The 22,862-nt window shown below is 76.1% G+C and carries 17 protein-coding genes; 8 read left to right on the plus strand and 9 right to left on the minus strand.

Features of this window, described 5'->3' with window-relative positions:
* The first annotated feature begins 24 nt into the window (after positions 1-24).
* Complete coding sequence (locus MUK52_RS29135; RefSeq protein WP_284581403.1) at positions 25-3,024, plus strand: AfsR/SARP family transcriptional regulator; 3,000 nt, start codon at positions 25-27, stop codon at positions 3,022-3,024.
* A 215-nt stretch (positions 3,025-3,239) separates the two neighbouring features.
* Here MUK52_RS29135 and MUK52_RS33330 read toward each other — a convergent pair whose 3' ends face one another.
* The gene (locus MUK52_RS33330; RefSeq protein ID WP_502963606.1) at positions 3,240-3,731 is read right to left on the minus strand and encodes a hypothetical protein; all 492 of its coding nucleotides are present in this window, start codon (positions 3,729-3,731) and stop codon (positions 3,240-3,242) included.
* A gap of 507 nt (positions 3,732-4,238) precedes the next feature.
* Positions 4,239-5,066, minus strand: coding sequence for a dienelactone hydrolase family protein (locus tag MUK52_RS29145; protein WP_114056178.1), 828 nt, complete (start codon positions 5,064-5,066; stop codon positions 4,239-4,241).
* A 158-nt stretch (positions 5,067-5,224) separates the two neighbouring features.
* On the opposite strand from MUK52_RS29145, the gene MUK52_RS29150 reads away from it, so the two are divergent.
* Positions 5,225-5,647, plus strand: a complete 423-nt coding sequence (locus MUK52_RS29150) for an STAS domain-containing protein (protein ID WP_114056177.1) — start codon at positions 5,225-5,227, stop codon at positions 5,645-5,647.
* Here the strand turns inward: MUK52_RS29150 and MUK52_RS29155 are convergent.
* Positions 5,635-7,914, minus strand: a complete 2,280-nt coding sequence (locus MUK52_RS29155; RefSeq protein ID WP_284581406.1) for a SpoIIE family protein phosphatase — start codon at positions 7,912-7,914, stop codon at positions 5,635-5,637. The two genes, MUK52_RS29150 and MUK52_RS29155, sit on opposite strands and share 13 nt — an antisense overlap.
* A gap of 182 nt (positions 7,915-8,096) precedes the next feature.
* On the minus strand, positions 8,097-11,039 hold the full coding sequence (locus MUK52_RS29160) for a HAMP domain-containing protein (protein WP_284581407.1): 2,943 nt from the start codon (positions 11,037-11,039) through the stop codon (positions 8,097-8,099).
* A gap of 118 nt (positions 11,040-11,157) precedes the next feature.
* On the opposite strand from MUK52_RS29160, the gene MUK52_RS29165 reads away from it, so the two are divergent.
* From MUK52_RS29165 to MUK52_RS29180, 4 genes are all read left to right on the plus strand, one after another.
* On the plus strand, positions 11,158-11,445 hold the full coding sequence (locus tag MUK52_RS29165; protein ID WP_284581409.1) for a hypothetical protein: 288 nt from the start codon (positions 11,158-11,160) through the stop codon (positions 11,443-11,445).
* Positions 11,446-11,570: 125 nt separating this feature from the next.
* Positions 11,571-12,722 carry a helix-turn-helix domain-containing protein gene (locus MUK52_RS29170; RefSeq protein ID WP_284581412.1) on the plus strand — a complete coding sequence of 384 codons (1,152 nt, stop codon included), beginning with the start codon at positions 11,571-11,573 and terminating at the stop codon, positions 12,720-12,722.
* Between the two features lie 223 nt (positions 12,723-12,945).
* A complete protein-coding gene (locus MUK52_RS29175) occupies positions 12,946-13,221 on the plus strand; it encodes an isoamylase early set domain-containing protein (RefSeq protein ID WP_114056172.1) in 276 nt (91 codons plus the stop codon).
* A 501-nt stretch (positions 13,222-13,722) separates the two neighbouring features.
* A complete protein-coding gene (locus tag MUK52_RS29180; RefSeq protein ID WP_246042594.1) occupies positions 13,723-14,724 on the plus strand; it encodes a helix-turn-helix transcriptional regulator in 1,002 nt (333 codons plus the stop codon).
* Positions 14,725-14,745: 21 nt separating this feature from the next.
* Here the strand turns inward: MUK52_RS29180 and MUK52_RS29185 are convergent, their stop codons facing one another.
* Positions 14,746-15,432 (minus strand): HAD family hydrolase, encoded by a 687-nt coding sequence (locus MUK52_RS29185; protein WP_284581419.1) that lies wholly within the window; start codon positions 15,430-15,432, stop codon positions 14,746-14,748.
* A 314-nt stretch (positions 15,433-15,746) separates the two neighbouring features.
* Here MUK52_RS29185 and MUK52_RS29190 point away from each other — a divergent pair, with 314 nt between their 5' ends.
* Positions 15,747-16,307, plus strand: a complete 561-nt coding sequence (locus MUK52_RS29190; protein WP_284581422.1) for a hypothetical protein — start codon at positions 15,747-15,749, stop codon at positions 16,305-16,307.
* Positions 16,304-16,936 (plus strand): hypothetical protein, encoded by a 633-nt coding sequence (locus MUK52_RS29195; RefSeq protein WP_284581425.1) that lies wholly within the window; start codon positions 16,304-16,306, stop codon positions 16,934-16,936. Before MUK52_RS29190 ends, MUK52_RS29195 begins: the two co-directional genes overlap by 4 nt.
* A 67-nt stretch (positions 16,937-17,003) precedes the next feature.
* Here the strand turns inward: MUK52_RS29195 and MUK52_RS29200 are convergent, their stop codons facing one another.
* The 4 genes from MUK52_RS29200 to MUK52_RS29215 all read right to left on the minus strand — a co-directional run bounded on the left by MUK52_RS29200 (position 17,004) and on the right by MUK52_RS29215 (position 22,636).
* Positions 17,004-19,298, minus strand: a complete 2,295-nt coding sequence (locus MUK52_RS29200) for an immune inhibitor A domain-containing protein (protein ID WP_502963607.1) — start codon at positions 19,296-19,298, stop codon at positions 17,004-17,006.
* Between the two features lie 154 nt (positions 19,299-19,452).
* Complete coding sequence (locus MUK52_RS29205; RefSeq protein WP_284581427.1) at positions 19,453-19,857, minus strand: hypothetical protein; 405 nt, start codon at positions 19,855-19,857, stop codon at positions 19,453-19,455.
* Between the two features lie 368 nt (positions 19,858-20,225).
* A complete protein-coding gene (gene glpK, locus MUK52_RS29210; protein WP_284581429.1) occupies positions 20,226-21,743 on the minus strand; it encodes a glycerol kinase GlpK in 1,518 nt (505 codons plus the stop codon).
* 47 nt (positions 21,744-21,790) lie between these two features.
* Positions 21,791-22,636, minus strand: a complete 846-nt coding sequence (locus MUK52_RS29215) for an MIP/aquaporin family protein (RefSeq protein ID WP_114056165.1) — start codon at positions 22,634-22,636, stop codon at positions 21,791-21,793.
* Positions 22,637-22,862 lie beyond the last annotated feature (226 nt).

The raw sequence follows: 22,862 nt of genomic DNA on the forward strand, positions 1-22,862 counted from the left end.
GCGCGGGGAGTTGGTGTGCATCCGGTGAACGAAGCGCTGCCCGCCGCCTCCGCCGCCGCGGATCCCGCCGTGTCCTTCTCGCTGCTCGGACCGGTCCGGGCGCACCACGGCGCGCTCGCCCTCCCGCTCGGCCCGCCGCAGCAGCGCGCCGTGCTCGCCATGCTGCTGTGCCGGCACAACACGGTCGTCGGCACCGCGGAGTTGGTCGACGGGCTGTGGGGCGAGGCGCCGCCGCACACCGCCGTCGGCACCGTCCGCTCGTACGTGTACCGGCTGCGCCGGATCCTCGGCGACCGGATCGCCACCCACGGGCAGGGCTACCGCCTGCGCCTCGGCCACGGAGAGTTGGACCTGTGCCGCTTCGAGGACCTCGTCGCCGAGGCCCGCGGCGCGGCCGCCGGCGGGGACCCGGCCGCCGCCCGCGACGGGCTCGCCGAGGGCCTGGGCATGTGGCACGGGACCCCGCTGGCCGGGCTGCCGGGGCCGCAGGCCCGCATCCAGCGCGAGCGCCTCGCCGAACTGCGCCTGTCGGTGCTCGTCGAGCGGATCGAGCTGGACGTGCTGCTCGGCCGGCACGCGAGCCTGGCCGGCGAACTCACCGGGCTGTGCGCGGAACACCCCCGCAACGACCGGCTCCGCGCCCTGCTCGACGCCGTCCGGGAACGCAGCGGCCGCGGCGGCGGGGCCCGTACGGCCCCCTCCGGGACCGGCGGCGGCCCGACGGCCGGGCCGCCGCCGGGGCCGGCCCCCCGGACCGCCGCCCCGCCCCCCGGCGCGTCCGACTCCGGCGGCACCCGGACCGCGTCCCCGCCCCCCGCCCAACTACCGTACGTCCCCGCCGACTTCACCGGGCGGTCCGGCGTCGAGCAGGCCATCGTCGACGCACTCGCCCCCGGCCCCGCCGCCGGTGCGGCCCTCCGCAGCGTGGCGATCTCCGCCGTCGGCGGGATCGGCGGCGTCGGCAAGACGACCCTCGCCGTGCACGCCGCGCAGCGCCTGCGCGACCACTTCCCCGACGGCCAGCTGTACGCCAACCTGCGCGGCGTACGCGAGGACCCGGCCGAACCCGGAGCCGTCCTGGCCTCCTTCCTGCGCGCCCTCGGCGTCGCCGACGCCGCCGTCCCCGACGACGCCGAGGAGCGGGCCGGGCTCTACCGCAGCAGGCTCGCCGGGCGGCGGGTGCTGGTCGTCCTCGACGACGCCCGAGACACCGCACAGGTCGAACCGCTCCTGCCCGGCTCGCCGACCTGCGCCGTCCTCGTCACCAGCCGCCACACCCTGCCCGGCCTCCCGGCCTCCCTGCGCATCCGCCTCGACGTGCTGCCGGACGCAGAGGCCCTGGCCATGCTCGGCCGGATCGCCGGCGAGGCCCGCGTCGCCGCCGAACCCGACGCCGCCCTCGCGCTCGTCGGGCGCTGCGGCGCCCTGCCGCTCGCCCTCCGCCTGGCCGGCTCCCGGCTCGCGACCCGCCCCGCCTGGGCGCTCGCCGACTACGTGCGCCTCCTCGACGGCGCCCGCCCCGCGCTCCTCGGCAGGGCCGGCGGGCAGGGCGACGCGGACGGCGTCGAGGCCTGCTTCCGCCTCAGCTACGACCTCCTCGACCCGGCACAGGCCCGCCTCTTCCGGATCCTGTCGCTGCCCCGCGCGGCCACCCTCGACACCGCCGGAGCGGCCGCCCTCGCCGGGACGGACGAGGCCGAGGCGGAAGAGCACCTCGAACGGATCGCGGCGCTCGGCCTGCTGGAATCCCCGGCCCCCGGCGTCCACCGCCTCCACGACCTGCTGCGGGAGTTCGCCGCCGCCCGCTCCCGCGAGGACGACACCCCCGCCGACCGCGCGGCCGCCCTGCTGCGGCTCCTCGTACACGTCCGCGAACGGGCCCGCGCCGCCTATGCCGCCGAACGCCCCGGCCACCCCCTCGCCGCCCCCGCCGGGCCGCCCGCGGCGGCTCCCGCCCCGGCGGGCCTCCCCTTCGACCACGCCTCCGTCCTCGCCGTGGCCGTCCAGGCCGTCGAAGCCGTCCCGGAGGCCGTCGGACCCGCCGCCGACACGGTCCTCGCCCTCGACCCGCTCCTCGACGGGTCCTTCCTGTGGGGCGTGCTCGTCTCACCGGCCCGCGGCATCCTCGGCACCGCGCAAGCCCGCGGCGACGTACGGGCAGCGGGCCGCATCGGCCACATGCTGGGGGCCGCGCTGATGCGGCTGGGCCGCCTCGACGAGGCCGACCGCGCCCTGCGGGACGCCGACCGTGCCGCCCGGGCCTGCGGCGACGACATCGTCCGCACCGAGATCCTGACCACCCGGGCCCTCGTCCGGCAGGCCCTGGCCGACTGGGAGGCCGCCGAGGCGCTCTACCGGGAGGCCGTCGCCACCGGCACACGGTGCGGCAACGGATGGGGCGTCGGCCACGCCCGCTCCAACAGCGTCGGCGCGCTCCTGCGGTCCGGCCGCGCCGCCGACGCGGACGCCGCTGCCCGGGCGGCCCGCGACGCGGCCCGCGCCCGCGGCGACCGGTACGCCGAGGCGCACGCCCTGTACAGCCAGGGCATCGTCGCCCGGCACGCCGGCCGCACCGAGGAAGCCGTGGCCCGGCACCGGGAGAGCGCCGAACTGGGCCTGCGCCACGGCTATCCGGTCTACGCCGCGATGAACCTGGTGTCGCAGACCGCCGCCCTCCTCGCCGGGGACCGCGCACCGGACGCGGCGGAGTGCGGCGAGCGGGCCGTGGAAGCCGCCCGGCGGGTCGGCTGGCGGGCGGCCGAGGCGCGCGCCCTCCGCCTGCTCGGCACCGCCCTGGCCGCCGCCGGCGACCGGGAGGCGGCCGCCGCCCGCCTGGACGAGGCCGTACGCCTCCTCGACGCCCTCGCACTCCCCGAGGCCGCCGACGCAAGGGCCGTCCTGGCCGCCCTCACCGCCCCCGAACCCGCAGGCGCGACCGGCCCCGCCCAGGCACCGGCGGCAGTACCCCCGCCCGTGCCGCCGGCCCCGCCGCCGTTCCCGCAGTCCGGGGCCCGGAACCCTTGACCCCGGGCCGCCGACCAGGCCCCCCGCGCCCCGTCGGCGGTCTTCTGCCCGCCGGCCGAGCCCCGCCGCCGCGGGGCGTACGAGCGGCCCCGCCTCCGCCCGTACGCCCCGCGGCGGGAGTTTCCCCCGCCCTCTACGGATACGCTCGCCGGGCCGCGGCCCGCCAGGTGCGCGGGGGCAGACCCCGCTGCCCGCGGCGCCCCACCGCCCTGCCCTCACTCCACGACGAGATCCGCACGGCGGCGCCCACGGGCGACGAGCCGGGCGTGCGCCTCGTCCGAGCGCTCCACCCACTCCCGCGCCCGGTCCGGGGCCCTGCGGTGCCGGACGTGACGGGCCACCAGCCGCCGCACCCGCAACCCGTCCTCCGGGGCGAGGAACCACACCTCGTCGAGGAGCGGCCGGACCGGGGAGTGCTGTGCACCGACGGCCGGTTCACCCCCGTGCCGCACCCGGAACCCGTCACCGACGACGACGGCTGGACCACCGGCTTCGGCGGCGGCCACGGCCTGGCCCCGTTCCTGACGGCCGGCGGGGCGGTGGTCCGCGTCGACCGCGAGGGCCGCGACGTGTGCCGTACCGAGGCGGCCGCCGACGGCGGCACGGCCACCCTCCGCGACGCCTCCGGCGCAGCCGCCGGGAGCGGCAGCGCGGCCGTCGGCACGTTCGAGCCTCCGCGGGCCCGGCTTTCCGGGAGCGTCCGCCACTGCACCGACCGAGACGGCGCATGGGACGGCGACACCGCCGAGGCGGCCCGGCAGCTGCCGGCGGCGCCCGCCCGCCCCTTCCACCCCTGCTCGCTGATCTTCGGCGGCGACGACCCGTACGACCTATCCGACCTCGACGCGCACGACCTGGAACGCGTCCGGGGCGGCGCCCTCGCCGTGCTCGCCTCCCGGTGGCTCGCCGCGGAGTGGCTCGCGGAGTACCCCTTCCTCCTCGACCGCACCCAGGCCTGCTTCGACGAGATCGCCCGCACCCTGGACAGCGCCTGCGCGCCGCCTTCGGCGACCCCCTCCCCGGCGCGCGGAGCAGCCTGCGCAGCGGCGGCGGCGAGTGGTCCGCCACCGGGGAGGTCGACGGCCGGCACCTGGTCCTGCAGCTGTACGCCCAGATCGGCGACGGGGACACCGAGTTCCAGGTGTGGGCGGCGGCCGTCGACGCCTGGCCGGCCCAGACCGCCCGACCGGATCCGCCGGGCGCCGGCGCCGGGGTCAGCCGCTGCCCGGGTCCCGTGGCGGCGCCAGGCGCCGCCGCAGGAACTCCACGGTCCGCTCCCGGGCGGCCAGCGCGGGATGCCCCTCCGCCTCCCGGACCTCCCGCGTCAGCACCGAGTGCGCCTTCCGGCCGAAGCCCGCCGCGTTGCCCGGCCCGGAGTCCAGCTCGATGTACTCGAACGCGTCGCCGAGCCGGGCCCGGAGCGTCGCGAAACGGTCGCCGGGGACCAGCCCGTCCCCGGTGAACCGCGCCCCGAGGACGCACAGCCCGTCCTCCCGCATGCGCCGGCCCACCGCCCGCAGCTCCTCCTCCGACAGCCCCGCATCGGCCCGGCGCGCGGCGCCCAGCGGCAGCGGCAGCGACGGATGCCCGGCGACCGCGGCGAGCACCGAGCCGTCCACGGCCGCCGCGAGCGCGAAACCGCCCGTGAAGCACAGGCCGACCACGCCCACGCCGGGTCCCGGCGTCCGTGCGGCGAGGTCCCGTGCCAGGGCGCGTATCCAGTCGGCGAGGGGCCGCCGGGCGTTCAGGGCGAGGGCCCGGAACTCGCGGGAGACGCAGGCGCGACCGACGACCGCCGCCGCCCGGGCCGCGGACGGTGCGGCGCCGGGCGTCCCGAACAGGGACGGCACCACCACGGTGAAGCCGCTGTCGGCGAGGTGCCGGGCCAGCCCGAGGACCTCCGGGGTGATGCCGGGCAGCTCCGGCATCAGCACGACGCCGGGCCCCTCGCCCCGCTCGTACACGTCACGGGCCGTTCCGTTCCGGGAGAACCGGTCCCGGCGCCAGCCGTCGAGGCTGGAAACGGGCGCTTTTCCGCTCAAGATGACCTCACAGGGGAAGGCGTGCGATGCGGTGCCCCCGCAGTATCCCCGCCCCTTGCACCCCCGGCGCCGACCGGGGCCGCGCCCGGTGCATGCTGCGGCCCGCCGGGGGTAGGCGGACGGCGAAGCTCGGGCCCGCACTTCCCCGGGAGGTTCCGATGGTCACGCCGCCGGCCGGAAGTCGGGAAGGTGCACGCGGCGACGGCGGCGCCCTCGCCGTCGAAGTCCGGCCGGACACCGGGACGGTCGTCCTCCTGCTGGCCGGCGAACTCGACCACGACACCGCCGAGCCACTGCGCGACGCCCTGCAGGCCGCGCTGAACGCCCCGACCGCGGCGGGCGGCGCCCCGCACCTGCTGGTCGACCTGTCCCGGCTGCGGTTCTGCGACTCGACCGGCCTGAACATCCTGCTCCGCGCCCGCCTCGTCGCGCGCGCCGCGGGCGGGACCATGGAACTCGCAGGGCCCACGCAGCAGGTCGCCCGCATGTTCCACCTCACCGGCGCCGACGGCGTCTTCCGCGTCCACCCCGACCTCGACACGGGCCTGAGCGCCGGCCGGACGGCGGGTCAGGACACCTGAACGACCACCAGGCTCGTGTCGTCCTCCGTGTCCCCTTCGGCCGCCTCCATGAGCTGGTCCGCCTGGTCCTCCACCAGGCCCGGACGCAGCCGCTCCGCGGCCACCTGGAGGGAGGCCAGGCTCTCGTCCAGCCCCGTGTGCCGCCGCTCGATGAAGCCGTCGGTGTACAGCAGCAGCGTGTCCCCGGCCTCCAGCTGCGTCGCCCGCCCCTCGTACGCGGCCCCCGGCAGCGCCCCGAGCAGCACGTTCTGCGACCCGTCGAGGAACCGGGCGCGGCCGCTCCGCAGCAGCAGCGGCGGCGGATGCCCGGCCCCGGCCCAGGCCAGGGTGCGGTCCGCCGGGTCGAACAGGGCGCACACCGCGGTCGCCGTGGGCTGGCCCGGCGTACCGAGCGCGACATCGTTGAGCCAGCCCATCAGCTGCTCGGGAGGGGCGCCCGTGAACGCCAGTCCGTGCAGCGCGCCCCGCAGGGCGATCATCGCGGTGGCGGCGCCGATCCCGTGCCCCGCGATGTCCCCGACCGTCACCAGCACGCGGCCTCCGGGCAGGGGGTGCACGTCGTACCAGTCGCCTCCGACCCGGTCCTCCACGGCGGCCGGCCGGTAGCGGGCCGCGACCCGCAGCCCGGGCGGCGTCTCCAGCGACGGTGCCTCCGGGACGATCGCCTGCTGGAGCCGCAGCACCAGCTGGTCGCGGAGGACGGCCTCGGCCTGGGCGGCCGACAGCTGCTCGAAGGTGGCGGTGAGCGCCAGCTCCGTGTGGTGCTGCACCGAGACGTCCTGGTACACGCCGGCGATGCCGACGAGTGACGAGCCCGCCAGGACCGGCTCGGCGGCGATCCGCACGTGCCGCACTCCGCCGTCGGGCCGGTAGACCCGCACCAGGCACTGGCCGCCGGTGTGCCCGTCAGTGATCGAGGCCAGCAGGCCGTCCAGGACGACGGTGTCCTCGGGATGCAGCCGCTTGCCCAGGGAGCGCAGCGGAAGCGGCGGGCCGGCGGGGTCGAGGCCGAACACCGTGTACGCATCCGGGCCCCAGGCCGACCCGCCGGACGCGTCGTCCTCGAACGCGGCCAGCCGGTCGAGCCGGTTCAGCGCCAGGGCGAGCGGCGCACCGCGCGGGCTTCCCGGGTGCCACAGCACCGCGGCGCGCCCGCCCCCGAGCGGGAGCACCCGCACCTCGGCCATCTCCGGCCGGGGGGACTCCGCCTCCGGCGCGGCGTCCGGCCGGAGACCGGGCAGAGCGGGCGCGTACTGCGGAGCGCCCGTCGCGTTCGCCCGGGCGATCAGCCCCACCAGCTCGTCGTGGACGGACGGGTACAGCTGCGGCGCCGGCCGGCCGGCGGCGGACGGGAAGGACCCCAACTCCCGCAGCGCGGCCGGGTTGAGGTAGTCCACGGTGTGCGCGGGCAGGCCGCCGGCCGCCGGCGGCACCTCCCCGGCCGACGGGCAGACCACGACCCCCGGATGGTCCAGCTGCGCCAGCAGGGCGGCAAGCTGCGGCGGCACCCCCTGCCCGGTGTCCGCCGTCTCCAGGCGGTGCGCGGCCGGCGCGCACAGTGCCGTGACGCTGTCCCGTACGGCCGGGTCCAGGGGCGCCCGGCCGGACCACACGGCGAGCGCCACGCCGACCGTGCGGCCGTCCAGCACCAGCGGCAGCAGCGCCCGCGCCGCGTCGGGCCGCCCGCCGGGCAGCCGCTCGTCGGGCCCGGGGCCCGAGGGCAGCCATTCGGCCTCCCCGCCGATGAGGACCCGGTGCAGCGGGCCGCCCGCCTCGGGCGGGATCCAGTGCCAGTGGGCGGCCTCCTGCGGGTCGGCGCCGGCCTCCCCGGCCAGTTCCAGGCAGTCCGTCGGGGTGCGCCGCCACAGGTACACCGCCTCGACGCCAAGCCGGTGCAGGCCGTTCTCCAACAGGGCGGCCGCCGCCGCGGTGGCGGTGTCCGAGGACGCGGTGGCGGCGATGCCGCGCCGGATGCGGCGGGCCTCGGCGGTGGTGCGGTCCGCTGCTTCGGCGGGCCCGTCGGAGACGTGCGTCCCGGCGGCCGCGTTCACGATGTCGGCGGCCAGGTCGACCGCGGACAGGCCCGTCGACCCGGCCAGGCGCAGGAGGTGCTCGGTCGCCTCGACGGGGGAGAGGGCCAGCTGCCCGGCGAGCACCCCGGAGGCCAGGTCGATCAGCCGGCGCCGCCCGCGCTCGGCGTGCAGGGCGGACACCTCGGCCGTCAGTTCGGCGACGGCCGAGGCCAGACCGCTGCGCTGCACGCTCATTGCGGATCAGGGGCCTTCCCTGCGGGTGGCGGTGGCGCGGTCTCCCGCCGCGCGGCGGAGCGGCCTGCGCCCTCGCCGTCGGCGGCACCGCGGTCGCTGCCATGTGCGGGCATCGTGGTGTCGTCTCCGTGTCTGTGCGTCTGCCCGGGGGGCCCTCCGGCAACCGCGCCCGGGAACGGCGGTCAGGTTCGGGCGGCCCCCAGCCATGTCCGGATCGTGGCGAGGAGCTGGTCGGGGTCCACCGGTTTCGTCAGGTAGTGCGAGGCGCCGGCGGCCATGGCCTCGGACTGGTCGTCGGGCATGGCCTTCGCGGTCACCACGACGACGGGGAGCGACCTGCGGCCCGGCATCGCGCGGATCGCCCTGGTGGCTGCGTAGCCGTCCATGCCCGCCATCATCAGATCCATGATCACCAGGTCGACCTCCGGGTGCGCGGCGAGCAGCCTGATCCCCGCCGCGCCGTTGTCGGCCGTCAGGACCTCGTGGCCTGCGGTCCTGAGGATCTCCGTCAGGGCGTAGACGTTCCGACTGTCGTCGTCGACGACGAGGACGGTCCCGGTGCCGGGCGCGTCCGCCGCCGCCGGCAGGGCCGTTCCGGGCGCCCCGGCCGTCTCGGCCGTCTCGGACGACGGCCCGCCGCCCGCGTCCCCGGCCGGAGGCCGGGCCGGCTGCTCCGCCCGGTCGGCCGTCTCCGGCAGGTACAGGGTGAAGGTGCTGCCCACGCCGACGCTGCTCTGCAGCGTGATCGTGCCGCCGAGCAGCCGGGCCACCTCCCGGCTGATGGACAGCCCGAGCCCCGTGCCCCCGTATGCCCGCGCCGTTCCCCGGTCGCCCTGCTGGAACGCCCCGAAGACGGACTCCATCCGGTCGGCGGGGATCCCGATCCCCGTGTCGGCCACACGGAACGCCAGCACCGGCCCGGTACCGCGCAGCGGCAGCGGGACCTCCGACTCCGCGGCCTGCTCGACCCGCAGCGACACCTCGCCGTGCTCGGTGAACTTCAGCGCGTTCCCCAGGAGATTGCGCAGCACCTGCCGCAGCCGGCCCTCGTCGGTGACCAGTCCCGCCCCGGCCCGCGGCGCGGCACTGACGGTGAAGTCCAGCTTCCGCTCGTCCGCGACGGGCCGGAACGTCGCCTCCGCGTAGTCCAGCACACGCTGGAGCGACACCGGCTCGCGGTGGACGTCCATGCGGCCCGCCTCGACCTTCGACAGGTCCAGGATGTCGTTGATGAGCTGGAGCAGGTCGGAGCCGGCGGAGTGGATGACCGTCGCGTAGTCCACCTGTTTCTCCGTCAGGTTCCCGTCGGCGTTCTGCGCCAGGAGCTGCGCCAGGATCAGCAGGCTGTTCAGCGGGGTGCGCAGCTCGTGGCTCATGTTCGCCAGGAACTCCGACTTGTACAGCGAGGCGCGCGCCAACTGCTGTGCCCGCTCCTCCAGTTCCTGCCGGGCCTGCTCGATCTGGAGGTTCTTGCGCTCGATGTCCCGGTTGCGGTCGGCCAGCAGCGCCGCCTTCTCCTTCAACTCGGCGTTGCTGTCCTGGAGTTCCCGCTGCCGCGCCTGGATCTCCTGCTGGCGGGCGCTGAGTTCCGACGTTAGCTGCTGCGAGCGCTCCAGCAGCTCGTCGGTGCGGGCGTTGGCGATCTGCGCGGCGACGTTCGCCCCGAGCAGCTCGGTGAACTGCTCCAGGAAGTCCCGGTGCAGGGGCGCGAACGCGTGCACCGAGGCCAGTTCGAGCGCGCCCAGTACCTGCCCCTCGACCACGATCGGCAGCACGATCAGCACCGAGGCGTCGGCCGACCCCGTACCGCTGGAGATCCGCGCGTACCCGGGCGGCAGGTCCTCCACGAGAAGCATGCGGCCGTCGGCGGCGGCCTGCCCGACCAGCGACTGCCCCATCCGGACGCGGCGCACCCCCGGCGGAGCCCCGTCGGGGAGCCCGTACGAGGCGATCGCCGCCAGCTCCGTCCCGTCGGGCCCCTCCTCCGCGAGGAAGAAGCCGCCGTACTGGGCCTTCACCAGCCGGGGAACCTCGCGCATGACCAGCTCGGCGACCTCGGCCGGGCTGCGGCGGCCCTGGATCCCGCTGGAGATACGGGCCAGGTTCGTCTTCAGCCAGTCCTTCTCCTCGTTGGCGCGGGTCGTCGCGCGCAGCGACTCGACCATCGCGTTGATGTTGTCGCGCAGCGCGCCGACCTCGCCCGGCGCGTCCACGGCGACGGTCCGGGTGAGATCGCCGCGCGCCACCGCGCCGGTGACCTCGGCGATGGCGCGGACCTGGCGGGTCAGGTTCCCCGCCAGCTCGTTGACGTTCTCCGTCAGCCGCTTCCACGTGCCGGAGACGTCCGCCACCTCGGCCTGCCCGCCGAGCCGGCCCTCGCTGCCGACCTCGCGGGCGACGCGGGTCACCTCCGCGGCGAACGAACCCAGCTGGTCCACCATGGTGTTGATCGTGGTCTTGAGCTCCAGGATCTCGCCGCGCGCGTCCACGTCGATCTTGCGGGTGAGGTCGCCCTGGGCGACGGCCGTCGTGACCTGCGCGATGTTGCGGACCTGGTTCGTCAGGTTGTTCGCCATCGAGTTGACGTTGTCCGTGAGGTCCTTCCACGTGCCCGACACGCCGTGCACGGTGGCCTGCCCGCCCAGGTTGCCCTCGGTGCCGACCTCGCGGGCCACGCGGGTGACCTCCTCGGCGAACGAGGACAGGCGCTCGACCATCGTGTTGATGGTCTCCTTCAGCTCCAGGATCTCCCCGCGGGCGTCCACGCGGATCTTCTGCGTGAGGTCGCCGCGGGCGACCGCCGTCGCCACCTGGGAGATGTTGCGGACCTGCGACGTCAGGTTGTCGGCCATGCTGTTCACACCGGCCGTCAGCTGCCGCCACACGCCGCCGACCGGCGGCACCCGCGCCTGCCCGCCGAGCAGCCCCTGCCCGCCGACCTCCTCGGCCACCCGGGTGACCTCGGTCGTGACGAGGGACAGCTGCGCCACCATCCCGTTGTAGACGGCGGCGATCTTGCCCGGCAGCCCGCCCGCGTCCTCGGGCAGACGGGTGTCGAGGTTGCCGTCGCGTACGGCGGTCAGCCCCGCGAGCAGCTGTTCGAGTGTTCGGTCCGTCTCGTCCATGAGGCTTCCCTTGGCCGTCTCCTCGACTACTCCACTGTGGCACGGAGCACGCCTCCCGGCTCCCCGCCCCCGGCCGGGCCGTTGGTGTGCGCGGGCCGCCGCCGGGCAGGAGCGGACCATGGACACGGCAGACACGGCAGACACGGCAGACGGGGGTCCCGCCCGCACGCGCGAGGCCGGCCCGGCGATGCTCCCCGACGAGGGCGCCATGGTCGACGAGCACGGGCGCCCGCCCGGCGCCCCCTCCCGCCGCGGCACCGGCTCCGCGGCGCCCCCGGCCGACCCCGAGCGGTATGCCGCCGCCAACGCGGGCCCCGACCCGCCGACGGCCCTGGAGCGGCCCGCGCCCGCCGACCCGCCCGACCCGCCCGTACACCCCGCCCGCGCCCGCCCACGGGCCCGGTGACCCGCCCTCCCGCCGGCGCGGGAGCCGCTCAAGGCGTTTCGTTTCCGGGACGGCCGGACGCCCCGTACCGCGGTTCCGGTGAATCCGGCCCATACCCCCGCACGCGGCCCAGTAAGGTGCGGCCCGTGGAGCGCAGGGACGACGCCGGGCGACTGACCGGGACGGGCAGCGACGGCGGCGGCACCGGCGGCCGCTCCGGCCCGGGACACGACGGGCCGGGCCGGCCCTCGGCCTTAACCCCGTCGGGCGACGGCGCCCGGCACCGCGCAACCCCGCCGGACGGCCCCGCGGCCGTCGCGGATGCCGTGCACAGCACCCTCTTCCGGACCACGTCCGCCGACGAGACCCGCGCCTACCTCGCCGAGGCGTACGGCACCGCCGTCCGCCTCGGCTCCGCCGCGGGCAGCGGCTCCGTCTTCCACCACGAGCGGCGCACCTCCGGCGCCCTCTGCCTGGACCAAGGCCGCCTGGCCGCCTCGGTCGTCTACGACGTGCAGCCGCTCGACCACCTGCTCGTCCTCGACGTGCTCGGCGGCCGGGTGCGGCTCGACTGCGGCCGCTCCGGCGCGTACGCCGCCGGCGGCGTCCTCCTCGCCGCCGCGCCCGGCACGCCCATGCGCACCACCGTCGAGCACATGCACGCCCGCGCCGCCGTCCTCCACCCCGGCCTGCTGCGCGACGTCGCCGGACTGCCGCCCGACGCGCCCATCCCGCCCGGCCTGCACACCGCCGCCGCGCCCGCCGAGACCGCCCGCTGGCGCGCCGCCGCCCGCTACGCCTGGAGCCTGCTGGACAGCGGCCCCGCCGCCACCGGCCCCGGCACGCCCCTCGTGAGGGACGCCGCGGCGCGCCTCCTCGCGGCCGTCGCCCTGGAGGCCTTCCCCGGGTTCCGCACCCGCCCCGACCCCCTCGCACCGGGGGCGGGGCGCGTCGGACCGGCCGTCCTGCGCCGTGCCGCGGAGTTCGCGCACGACCACGCCGACCGGGCCGTCGGCCCGTCGGACATGGCCGCCGCGGCCGGAGTCCCGCCCCGCGTCCTGCACGCGGCGTTCGCCGCCGCCCTCGGCACCACGCCCCGCGCCTACCTGAGGCGCGTGCGCCTGATGCGGGCGCACGCCGACCTCGCCGCCGGGTCCGCCGCCGACGTCCCGGCCGCGGTCGCTGCCGTCGCCGCCCGGTGGGGGTGGGGGCGGCCCGCGTTGTTCTCGAACGCGTACGCCGCCGTGTACGGGGAGCCCCCAGGCGAAACCTTGCGCCGGAGTCGGCCGTCCGGGTGAGCGGCACATGGATTTCGCTTCGCGGACGGTCCCCGACGCACGCGGGCCCGCGGCCCCAGGGGGTCCGCAGAGCGAAACGATCCGGCCCGCCCGGGCGTGTCGCCTCCCGCGCACGGCGCCGGCCCCGGGGTACACCTTGAGGGCCGCACGGCCGGGGCGGCCGCCCGCCAGTCGGCCGCCCCGGCGCCATGTCCCGGTACCACCCCCAGAGGAAGGAGCGCTCGTGCTGGAGCGCACCGCTCGCAAGAACCGCACCGAGGTGACGTTCGTCCTCCCGCCCGAGGAGCCCGCGGGCGACGTCAGCGTCGTCGGCGACTTCAACGGCTGGACGCCCGGTACCCACCGGCTGACCCCCCGGGCGGACGGGAACCGCGCCGTCACCGTGCGGCTGGAGGCGCAGCGGGTGCACCAGTTCCGCTACCTCGCCGCGGGCGACTACTGGTTCAACGAGGACGAGGCGGACGGCCGCGAGGGCGTCAACAGCCGCCTGACGACCTGACCGGCCCGCGCGGCCGGCCCGGGTGCGCAGCTCGGACTCGGGGGAGTTGCGCACCCGCCACGGCCGGCCCGCCCGGCCCGCCACCGCCTGTCCCGCCCGCGCCCGGTGCGGGCCCACGGCGGTGGCTTCTTTCTGCCCCTGAGCCTCCGGCCGCGTCAAAAGCGCCCACCCACGGCTGATCCGACCGGGTGATGTGCAGGTGCTCTTCGTTATCCGGATACATTCGGCCGGGTCCCGGCAGCGGGCGGGAGACTCGGGCCGGTGCGCGAAACTCAGCCCGGCCGCCCTGCCGCCGGGCGATGGCGGTGGGGCCGGTCCATGGGATAGGTGTTGCGCCTCGACCCCCTCACCGAGGCGGAGGGGAGCCGGGGAAACGGGGCGGACACGGGCAGGAGTTCCGACACCCCGTGCTCGGGCCGGTACGAGCTCCCGCGTCCGGCCCGGGCGAAGCCCCCCGGCGGACGGGCTGGGGATGCGATGCGGACGGGAGGGAGGGATCCGATGCCCCTGACCCCCGAACCCGGGTGCCGCCGGTACGCGGCGAGCAGCCCCGAAGCCGCCCGCGCCTTCCTGGAGGAGGCCTACGGATCCCGGCTCCGCATGTGCGCGCCGGCCCCGCCCGGGGCCCCCTACCGCCTGGTCCACACCGACACCGGCGCATTCGCCGGCGGCGAGATCGATCTGCCCGGCCGGCTGCACGTCACCTCCGGCCCGCCCGGCTGCCTGGTCGTCGCCGTGGTACGGGCCGGCCGGGCCGAGCTGCGGGACGGGCCCGACGAGTACCGGCTCGCCGCCGGCCAGGTCTTCCTCGGCGGCCGCCTCGGCAGCGCACGCACCGCCCGCACCGAGGACATCCGGCTGCGCACCGTCACCGTGCCCTGGGCGCTGGTCCGCGCCGCCGCCCGGCAGGCCGGCCCCCTCCCCGCGGGGGGCACCGTACGGTTCACCGGACTGCTCCCGCTCGACGCGGCGCGGGCGGGGACATGGCAGCGCACCGCCGAGTTCGTCCACAGCACCCTCCTCGTCCCGGAGGCGGCCGCCTCGCCGCTGGTGCTCGGGGAATCGGCCCGGCTGCTGGCGGCGACCGCCCTGAGCGTGTTCCCGAACAACGCACTCGGCTGTCTGGAGGGGCCTCCGCGGCCGCGGGACGGCCGGGACGCCACCTCCGGCACGCTGCGCCGCGCCATCGCCTTCATCGAGAGCAACGCCGACACCGACATCGGCCTCGCGGAGATCGCGGCCGCCGTGCCGGTCACGCCCCGCGCACTCCAGTACGCCTTCGCCCGGCACGCCGACACCACCCCGCTCGGCTACCTGCGGCGGGTGCGGCTGGCGCACGTACACGCCGAACTCCAGGCCGCGGAGCCGGGCGACGGCCTGACCGTCACCGCGATCGCCGCCCGGTGGGGCTTCGCGCACGCAGGACGCTTCGCGAGCGCCTACCGGCAGGCGTACGGGACGACGCCCTCGCACACCTTCCGCACCCGCAGCCCGGCCCGCTGACTCCCCGGGGCGGTCCCGGCCTCAGCCGCCGGAGGAGGGCAGCCGGGCGAAGGGGCCCGTCCCCAGACCGGTGAGCACGTCCCGCGGCCCCTCGTAGACGGCCTCGGCGCCGGCCGCGCGCAGATCCCCGGCGGGGATGCCGCCCGACAGGACGCCGACCCGGGCCACCCCCGCCCGTACGCCCGCCTGCATGTCCCACACGGTGTCGCCGACGAACACGGCCCGGTCCGCCCCGACACCCGCGAGGCCGAGGGCCTGGTGCAGGGGCTCCGGATGAGGCTTGCCGCGCTCCACGTCATCCGCGCTGGTCCAGGCGGTGATGGCGTCGTCCGCGCCGATCGCCCGCCGCAGCGCGTCCAGTTGCGCCCCCGACGCCGACGTGACCAGGACGACCTCCCAGCCGTCGCCCGCGAGCCGGCGCAGCAGGTCCGCGGCCCCGTCCAGGGCGGGCAGCCGGTCGTAGTACGTCGCATACAGCACGCCGTGCGCGGTGGCGATCCGCTCCCGCTCCTCCTCGTCGCCGGGGCCGAGGAGGTGCGCGAGCAGGTCGTCGCCGGGCAGGCCCACCGCGCGGTGCACGGCTCCCATGGGCACCCGGTGCCCGGACTGGCGCAGGGCCTCCCACCAGCACACGACGTGCAGGTGGTTGGTGTCGGTGAGGGTGCCGTCGATGTCGAACAGGGCGGCCCGCCCCGCGCCCCCGGTCACGGCCGCCCCCGTCCGGTCCGGGCCGCGGCCGGGCCGCCCCGGCTCTGATGGCCCGGGTGGACGGCGGGCAGACGTGTCGGCTCGGCTTCGGAACGCTTCCTCACGGGTGCTCTCCTCTCGGGCCGCTCCGGCTCGGCAGCCACGCCCGCGCGCTCGCACGGCGCGCCCGCCCGGAGCCGCGCCTGCCCCGCCCGGCCGCCCGGAAACACGGGCCCGCCGCCGGCCGGTGCCGCCGGACACGGGCGGCGGGCGCGTTTCACCGCAACCGGCAGGGGCAGGTGCCGTGAGCTTCGACGCACGGCCATGGAGGCACCATGTCAACGGAAACCCTCGTCGTGATCATCGTGGCCTGCGCCTTGGTGCTGATCCTCATCGGCGTAGGCGTGTGGATGGCGACCCGCCGACGCCGTCTGCAGCGCAGGTTCGGCCCCGAGTACGACCGCACGGTCGAGCAGTCGGGCGGCCGCAGGTCCGCGGAGCAGGAGCTGCGGGGCCGCGAACGGCGCCACGACTCCCTGGAGATCCGGGAACTCCCGCCCGAGGCGCGGGAGCAGTACGCCCGGGACTGGGGGCGGATCCAGGAGCGGTTCGTCGACCAGCCGCAGACGGCCGTGGCCGACGCCGACTCCCTCGTCACCCGCGTCATGCGGGACCGCGGCTACCCGACCGACGGCTACCGGCAGCAGCTCCAGGACCTGTCGGTGGAACACGGCCGCACCCTGGAGCACTACCGCAGCGCCCACGACGTACACATCCGCGGCGGCGCCGGAAACGCGACGACGGAGGAACTGCGCGGGGCGATGGTGCACTACCGGGCCCTGTTCGACGAACTCCTCGTCGACCCCGGGGGCCGGCAGCGGACGGAGGAGCCATGAAAGACCATGCGACACGCGACCCCGACGACTTCCGGTCCGCCGACGAAGGCACCGGATCCGCCGACACGAGCCGGTCGTACGGCGGGCTGACCACCGAGGAACTGGCGCAGCCGCACGGCGGACCGGCCACGGACACGGGCGCCGGGAGCGGCGCCCCGGCCTACCCGGGCGAGGCCGCCCCGCTGCCCGGATCCGCGGACGAGGACACGGCAGAGGACACGGCAGAGGACAGGGCAGAGGACCCGGCGGAGGGCAAGTCCGAGGACCAGGCCGAGGGCCAGTCCGAGGACGCCGGTACCGCGGCCGGAACCGGCGCCCGCGCCGACACCGCCGACACCGCCGACGCGGACCGGGGCGGCGGCCAGCGGCTGATGCCGGAGTCCGAGGCCGCGGAGTTCCGCGAGCGGTGGAGCCGCATCCAGAGCGACTTCGTCGACGACCCGCGGGAGTCCGTCCGCGCGGCGGACGAGCTGGTGGCAGCCGTCATGCAGCACCTCGCCGGCACGTTCGCCTCCCACAAGGAGGAGTTGGAGAAGCAGTGGGGCAGCGGCGAGGAGGTCGCCACGGAGGACCTCCGGCTGGCCTTCCGGCGCTACCGCTCCTTCTTCGACCGCCTGCTCACCACCTGACCCCGACCCCCCGCCGCCGGGCGGCCCGCCGACTCGTCAGGGCCGGCGGGCCGCTCCCGTCAGGGCGTCAGGGCGACGGGCTGACCTGCACCGTGGCCAGCGCGCCCCCGGCGGCCTCCTTCACCACCGCGATCCGCGTCCCGGTGTCGGGCACCTTCACCCCGACCTGCGGCAGGTCCGGATGCCAGTACGAGCCGCGGCGGTCGTCGAAGACCGGCACGCCCGGCCGCGCCGGGACCACCGTCCGCGCCCCCGCCTTGTGGAGCACGATCCGGTCCGAGGCCCGCAGCGAGAACGGCGCGTCGAACGTCTGGGCCCGGGCGTTCAGCAGCGAGCCGTCCGCGTGCCGCAGCGGCTCCGGCCGGGCGTCGACCGGCAGGAGCATGCCGGCGCCCGGGTGCGCCTTCGTGGTGTTGTCGCTGTAGGCCGTGTCCCACAGCCAGATCAGCACGCCCTGCTGGTACGGGTAGAACTCCACCCGGTCGCCGGTGAACCCGAAGTTGTACGGGCCCGTTTTCAGGTACGCCCCGTACCCGGTGTGGCGGCGGTTCTCGACCAGGTACGCGCGCGGGTGCTCCGCACTGCCCGTACGCCCCTCCGTACGCGACCACTTGACCGCCGTCCAGCCGTTGGCGCCCTGCTCCGCGCCGTCGTGCAGCACCTCGCGGCCGTCCGCCGTGATCCGGATGTCGTCGAACGCGACGCCCCTGCCGTGCGTGTTGCCGTCGGAGGTCACCCGCAGCCGCAGCCGGAAGGACGTGCCCGCGAACCGGTCCAGCGGGACGGACAGTTCCGCCCAGCCGCCCGAGGTGCCGGATACGCCCTTCGCGGGGACCGGCACCCCGCCGACCGTGCCGGACAGGGCGGTCCACACCGCGCCGCCGTCGGTGGAGGCCTCCACCGTCAGGAAGTCGAAGTCCTGCTCGATGTCGTACCAGACGCGCGCATCCAGCCGGGCCGGCCGCCCCGCCGCCGCCGTCAGGTCGACCGTCCTGTCCAGGGTGTTGTCCATGAGGTCCCCGGTGCCGCTCCACCACTGGCTCGCGCCCTCGTACGGGTCGGCCAGCTCGGTGCGCGTCACCGACGGCGGCAGGTGCACGAGCAGCGCCTGCGGGTCCCCGGTGTGGTAGCCGGACACGCCGAGCACGGCGCGCGTCCTGCGGCCCGCGTCCGCCTCCGTGTAGTCGAGCCAGCCCAGCTGGAGCTTGCTCCACGGGTCGAGGTCGCCGGGGAACGCGCCGGTGGTGTTGCGGCCCTTGGCGAGGTACGAGCCGGAGGACATCAGCGACCAGAAGTTGACGCTGTTGTCGCCGTCCGAGCTGTACAGGTCGGGCAGGCCCAGGTCGTGGCCGTACTCGTGGGCGAACAGGCCGGCGCCGCTGTTCTCGCCGCCCGTCAGGTAGTCGCCCGCCCAGATGCCGCTGTCGCCGACGGGCGTGCCGCCCGCCTTGTTGCCGTCGGGCCCGGCACTGCCGGCCCGGTCCCAGTACGCGAACCAGCGGTGCGCCCAGACGGCGTCCTCGCCCTGGGCGCCGCCGCCCCACGTCTGGTCCTTGCCGGCGTGCACGATCACCAGGTGGTCGAGGTAGCCGTCCGGCTCGTCGAAGTTGCCGTCGCGGTCGGCGTCGTAGCGGTCCCACACGTCGTACTCGGCGAGCTGCGCCCTGATCTGCTGCGGCGTACGGCCCTTCGCGCGCTCCGCGTCGTACCAGGCGGCGGTGGCGTCGCGGACCATGTCCCAGTTGGTGCGGCACTGGCCCGGCTCGGAGCAGTTGTCGGTGCCGTAGCGGGCCTCGTTCCAGGGGAGCCGCACCCAGTCGGTGACGTGCCCGTCCATGTCGTAGCGCCCCGAGGACTGGAGGCGGTAGTAGGCCCGCACGGACGCCGACCGCGGCTCGGTGGAGAAGAACTGCTCCTGGTAGTAGGCGCGGTCGAAGTCCTTCCGCCACAGGGTGTGGTTGTCCTCGCGGGACGGCTTGCCGATCGTGTTGTGGCGGGGCCCGGGGGTGCCGCCGAAGCGGGGCTTGCCCTCGAACTCGGTCGTCGTGTCCACCTGGTCGCCGAACTCGGCGAGGATGACGAAGACCTTGTCCGTGCGCTCCCGGGCGAGTTCGACGTACCGGTCGCCGACCTTGGCCTGCCGGGGCACGGTGCCCGGGCGCCGCTGCTCGCGGAGCCCGGCGGCCCCGCCGGCGGCGATGCCCTCGAGTGCCTGGCGGCGCAGGGCCTGGCGCTCCCGCTCCAGCGGGGCGGGGGGCGGGGCGGCGGCGTGCTCGGCCCGGGCGCCGGGTGGCGGGGGAGGGGGTGCGGATGCGGCGAGGGCGGGGGTGGTGAGCAGCGCGAGCGATATCGACGCTGCCACCACGGCGAGTCTGCGCAACGTGGCGGCCCTTTCACTGGGTGGGGCATACAGAAGCGCAGGTAATATTTCACATGTGACAGGTCATGGGTAGAGGTGATGCGGCGGTGAAACCACCCGCATCCCCGAGCCGCCCGGCGGCCGTCCCGCCCTGCGGCTACCGCCCCTCGGGCATGACCGCGGCCCGGAACTCCGGCACGGAATCAGCGCCGGCGTACAGCGTCTGCGCCATCACCACCCCCGCGTCCCCGAGGTCCAGCCGGACCGGCCGGCGCAGGCGGACGGCGACGTTCACCGTCTCCTCGGCCGAACACGCCACCGCGGCCGGGTCGCCCGGCACAGGACGCGGACCGCGCCCCGGAACGCTCCGCAGCGCCGCCCCCACGGAGCCGACCGCCCCGCGCGGCACGCTCACCTCCCCGTACAGGCCGGTACGCAGCACCAGCCGCTCCCCGGTGACCTGGTGCCCCGCACGCCACAGTGCGGCCGCCGCTCCCACGAAGCCGAGCACCAGTACGCCCTCCAGCACCCCGTGTGCCGTGCGGAGCGCCGGGGGCAGCACCGAGGACAGGAGGAACGCCGCGACGAGCTCCGCCCCCGCCAGCCCCAGCAGCGCCTGCCGCTGCCCCGCGGAGTGCCGGACCCCCGGCCCGCCCGCGCCCCGGCCCGAGCGGTCGCCGCCCGGGTGACGACTGTCATCGGACAGCCGTGAAAACCCCCTGTCAGAGGCGGTCCGGGCCCGGGGCGGGCCGCATCGACGTTCCCGCCCCCGCCTCCTTCGACAAGCCCGGCCTCGGCGCACAGCACCGCCGGCGCCCCCACGCCCGCACCGGGCAGCCGGAACACCGCCGCCCGCGTGCCTCGTTCCCCGCCGGGCGCCGAAGGGCAGGCGCCGCACGGTGCCTGCCCTGGCCACGGCCGGCCACAGCGCTAGTCGACGGTGGCCCAGTCCAGGGTGCGCTCCACCGCCTTCTTCCAGCCCGCGTAGCCCTCCGCCCGCCGGTCCTCCGACCACTGCGGCTCCCAGCGCTTCGACTCCTGCCAGTGCGTACGCAGTTCGTCGCCGTCCCGCCAGAAGCCGGTGGCGAGGCCGGCCGCGTACGCGGCGCCCAGCGCGGTGGTCTCGGCCACGACGGGGCGGCTCACCGGGACGCCGAGGACGTCGGCCTGGATCTGCATGCACAGGTCGTTGGCGGTGACGCCGCCGTCGACCTTCAGCACGTCCAGATGGACGCCGGAGTCCTGCTCCATCGCCTCGACGACGTCGCGGCTCTGGTAGCAGATCGCCTCCAGCGTCGCCCGCGCCAGGTGCTCGTTGGTGTGGTAGCGGGCGAGCCCGACGATCGCGCCGCGCGCGTCCGACCGCCAGTACGGGGCGAACAGGCCGGAGAAGGCGGGCACGAAGTACATCCCGCCGGTGTCCTCGACCGCCGCCGCGAGCCGCTCGCTCTCCGCCGCGCTCGTGATGATCTTCATCTGGTCGCGCAGCCACTGCACCGCGGACCCGGTGACCGCGATGGACCCCTCCAGCGCGTACACGGCGGGACTGTCGCCGAACCGGTAGGCGACGGTCGTCAGCAGCCCGTGCCGGGAGCGCACCAGCTCCGTGCCGGTGTTCAGCACCAGGAAGTTCCCGGTGCCGTACGTGTTCTTCGCCTCGCCCGGCGCGAAGCAGACCTGGCCCACGGTGGCCGCCTGCTGGTCGCCGAGCACACCGGTGATCGGGACGGCCGCGCGCAGCGGGCGGGAGGTGCGGGTCGTCCCGTACGCCTCGGGGTGCGAGGAGGCGTTGATCGCGGGGAGCATCGCCCGCGGGACGCCGAAGAAGCCCAGGAGTTCGTCGTCCCAGTCGAGCGTCTCCAGGTTCATCAGCATCGTGCGGCTGGCGTTGGTGACGTCGGTGGCGTGGACGCCGCCGTCGGGGCCGCCGGTCAGGTTCCACAGCACCCAGCAGTCGGTGTTCCCGAACAGGGCGTGGCCCTGTTCCGCCGCCTCGCGCACGCCGTCGACGTTCTCCAGGATCCACTGGATCTTCCCGCCCGAGAAGTACGTCGCCGGCGGCAGCCCGGCCTTCCGGCGGATCACCTCGCCCCGGCCGGACCGCTCCAGCGCGGCCGCGATCGCGTCGGTGCGGGTGTCCTGCCACACGATCGCGTTGTAGTACGGGCGGCCGCTCCGCGGGTCCCACACGACGGTGGTCTCGCGCTGGTTGGTGATGCCGATGGCCGCGAGGTCCTCCGGGGCGAGGCCGCCGTGCCGCAGCGCGTTCTGGATCACCGAGTTGGTGCGCTCCCAGATCTCCACCGGGTCGTGCTCGACCCATCCGGGGCGGGGCAGGATCTGCGCGTGCTCCAACTGGTGCTTCGCCACCTCGTTCCCGCCGTGGTCGAAGATCATGAAACGGGTGCTGGTGGTTCCCTGGTCCACCGCGCCGACGAAGTCCGCCATGGGTGCCGCCTCTCGTAGGGACAGGGTGGGGCCGGGCCGGTGCCGGGTCACTCCTCCGGGACCGGCATGCGGCCGGGGGGTTCCGGTTCGGCGGTCGGCAGGTACCGGCCGACGAAGAACTTGTAGAAGGCCCCGCCGACGACGGCTCCGATCAGCGGGCCGGCGATCGGCACCCAGAAGTAGAGGTTGCCGTACTGGTCCCGCCAGGCCCCGCCGTAGCCCGTGAGGAAGCTCGCGAGCCGCGGCCCGAAGTCGCGGGCCGGGTTGATCGCGTAGCCCGCGTTGGTGCCCCAGGCCATGCCGATCGCCACGACGATCAGGCCGATGACGAACGGCGCCAGGTTCGCGCCCGGCGGGGTGTTGAACAGGTCCGTGACCGCGAGGACCAGCAGCATCAGGATCGCGGTGCCGATGATCTGGTCGCGGAAGGCCCCCCACTCGTACACCGGCAGGTTCGTGTTGCCGTTCGCCGGGAGGGTGGAGAAGACACCCTGCGTCTTGATGGTGTGCCCCGGGTCCGCCGCTGCCAGGGCCTCGGAGTAGTTCCAGCGGACCAGCAGCGCGGCCACGAAGGCGCCCGCCGTCTGCGCGACGGCGTAGGGGGCGACCTTCTTCCACGGGAACCCCTTGAAGACCGCGAGCGCCACCGTCACCGCCGGGTTGATGTGTGCGCCGCTCAGGCGCGCGGCCACGTACACGCCGAGGGTGACGCCGAGGCCCCACGCCCAGGCGATGCTGTCGTGGTCGCCGAGGCCGCCCGCGGGATCCGTCAGGGCCCCGCCGGCGACGACCTGTGCGACCACGCCGCAACCGAACAGGATGAGAACCATGGTCCCGGCGAATTCGGCGGAGAGTTCGCCGACCAGCCCGGACCGCTTCAATCGCTCAGCCATGGAAGTCCCGCTTCCCGCCGGCCCAGGACCGGCCATAGCCCGAGTCCTCCCGCTCAACCCGCCGCCCGGAGGGGCGCGCAGGGTGATCCTTGCCCAGAGTGCAGCACCGGGCCCGCTCCCGCACCCGGGAGACCGCCGGGCCCGCCTGCCTCCGCTGCATGAGCATGCGCCGCGGCACGGCCCGCCGCGGATGGGTACCGCGCCGGGCCGTCCTGAGTACGACCGC

The sequence above is a fragment of the Streptomyces sp. 2P-4 genome, assembly GCF_030167965.1.
Taxonomy (GTDB): Bacteria; Actinomycetota; Actinomycetes; order Streptomycetales; family Streptomycetaceae; genus Streptomyces; species Streptomyces globosus_A.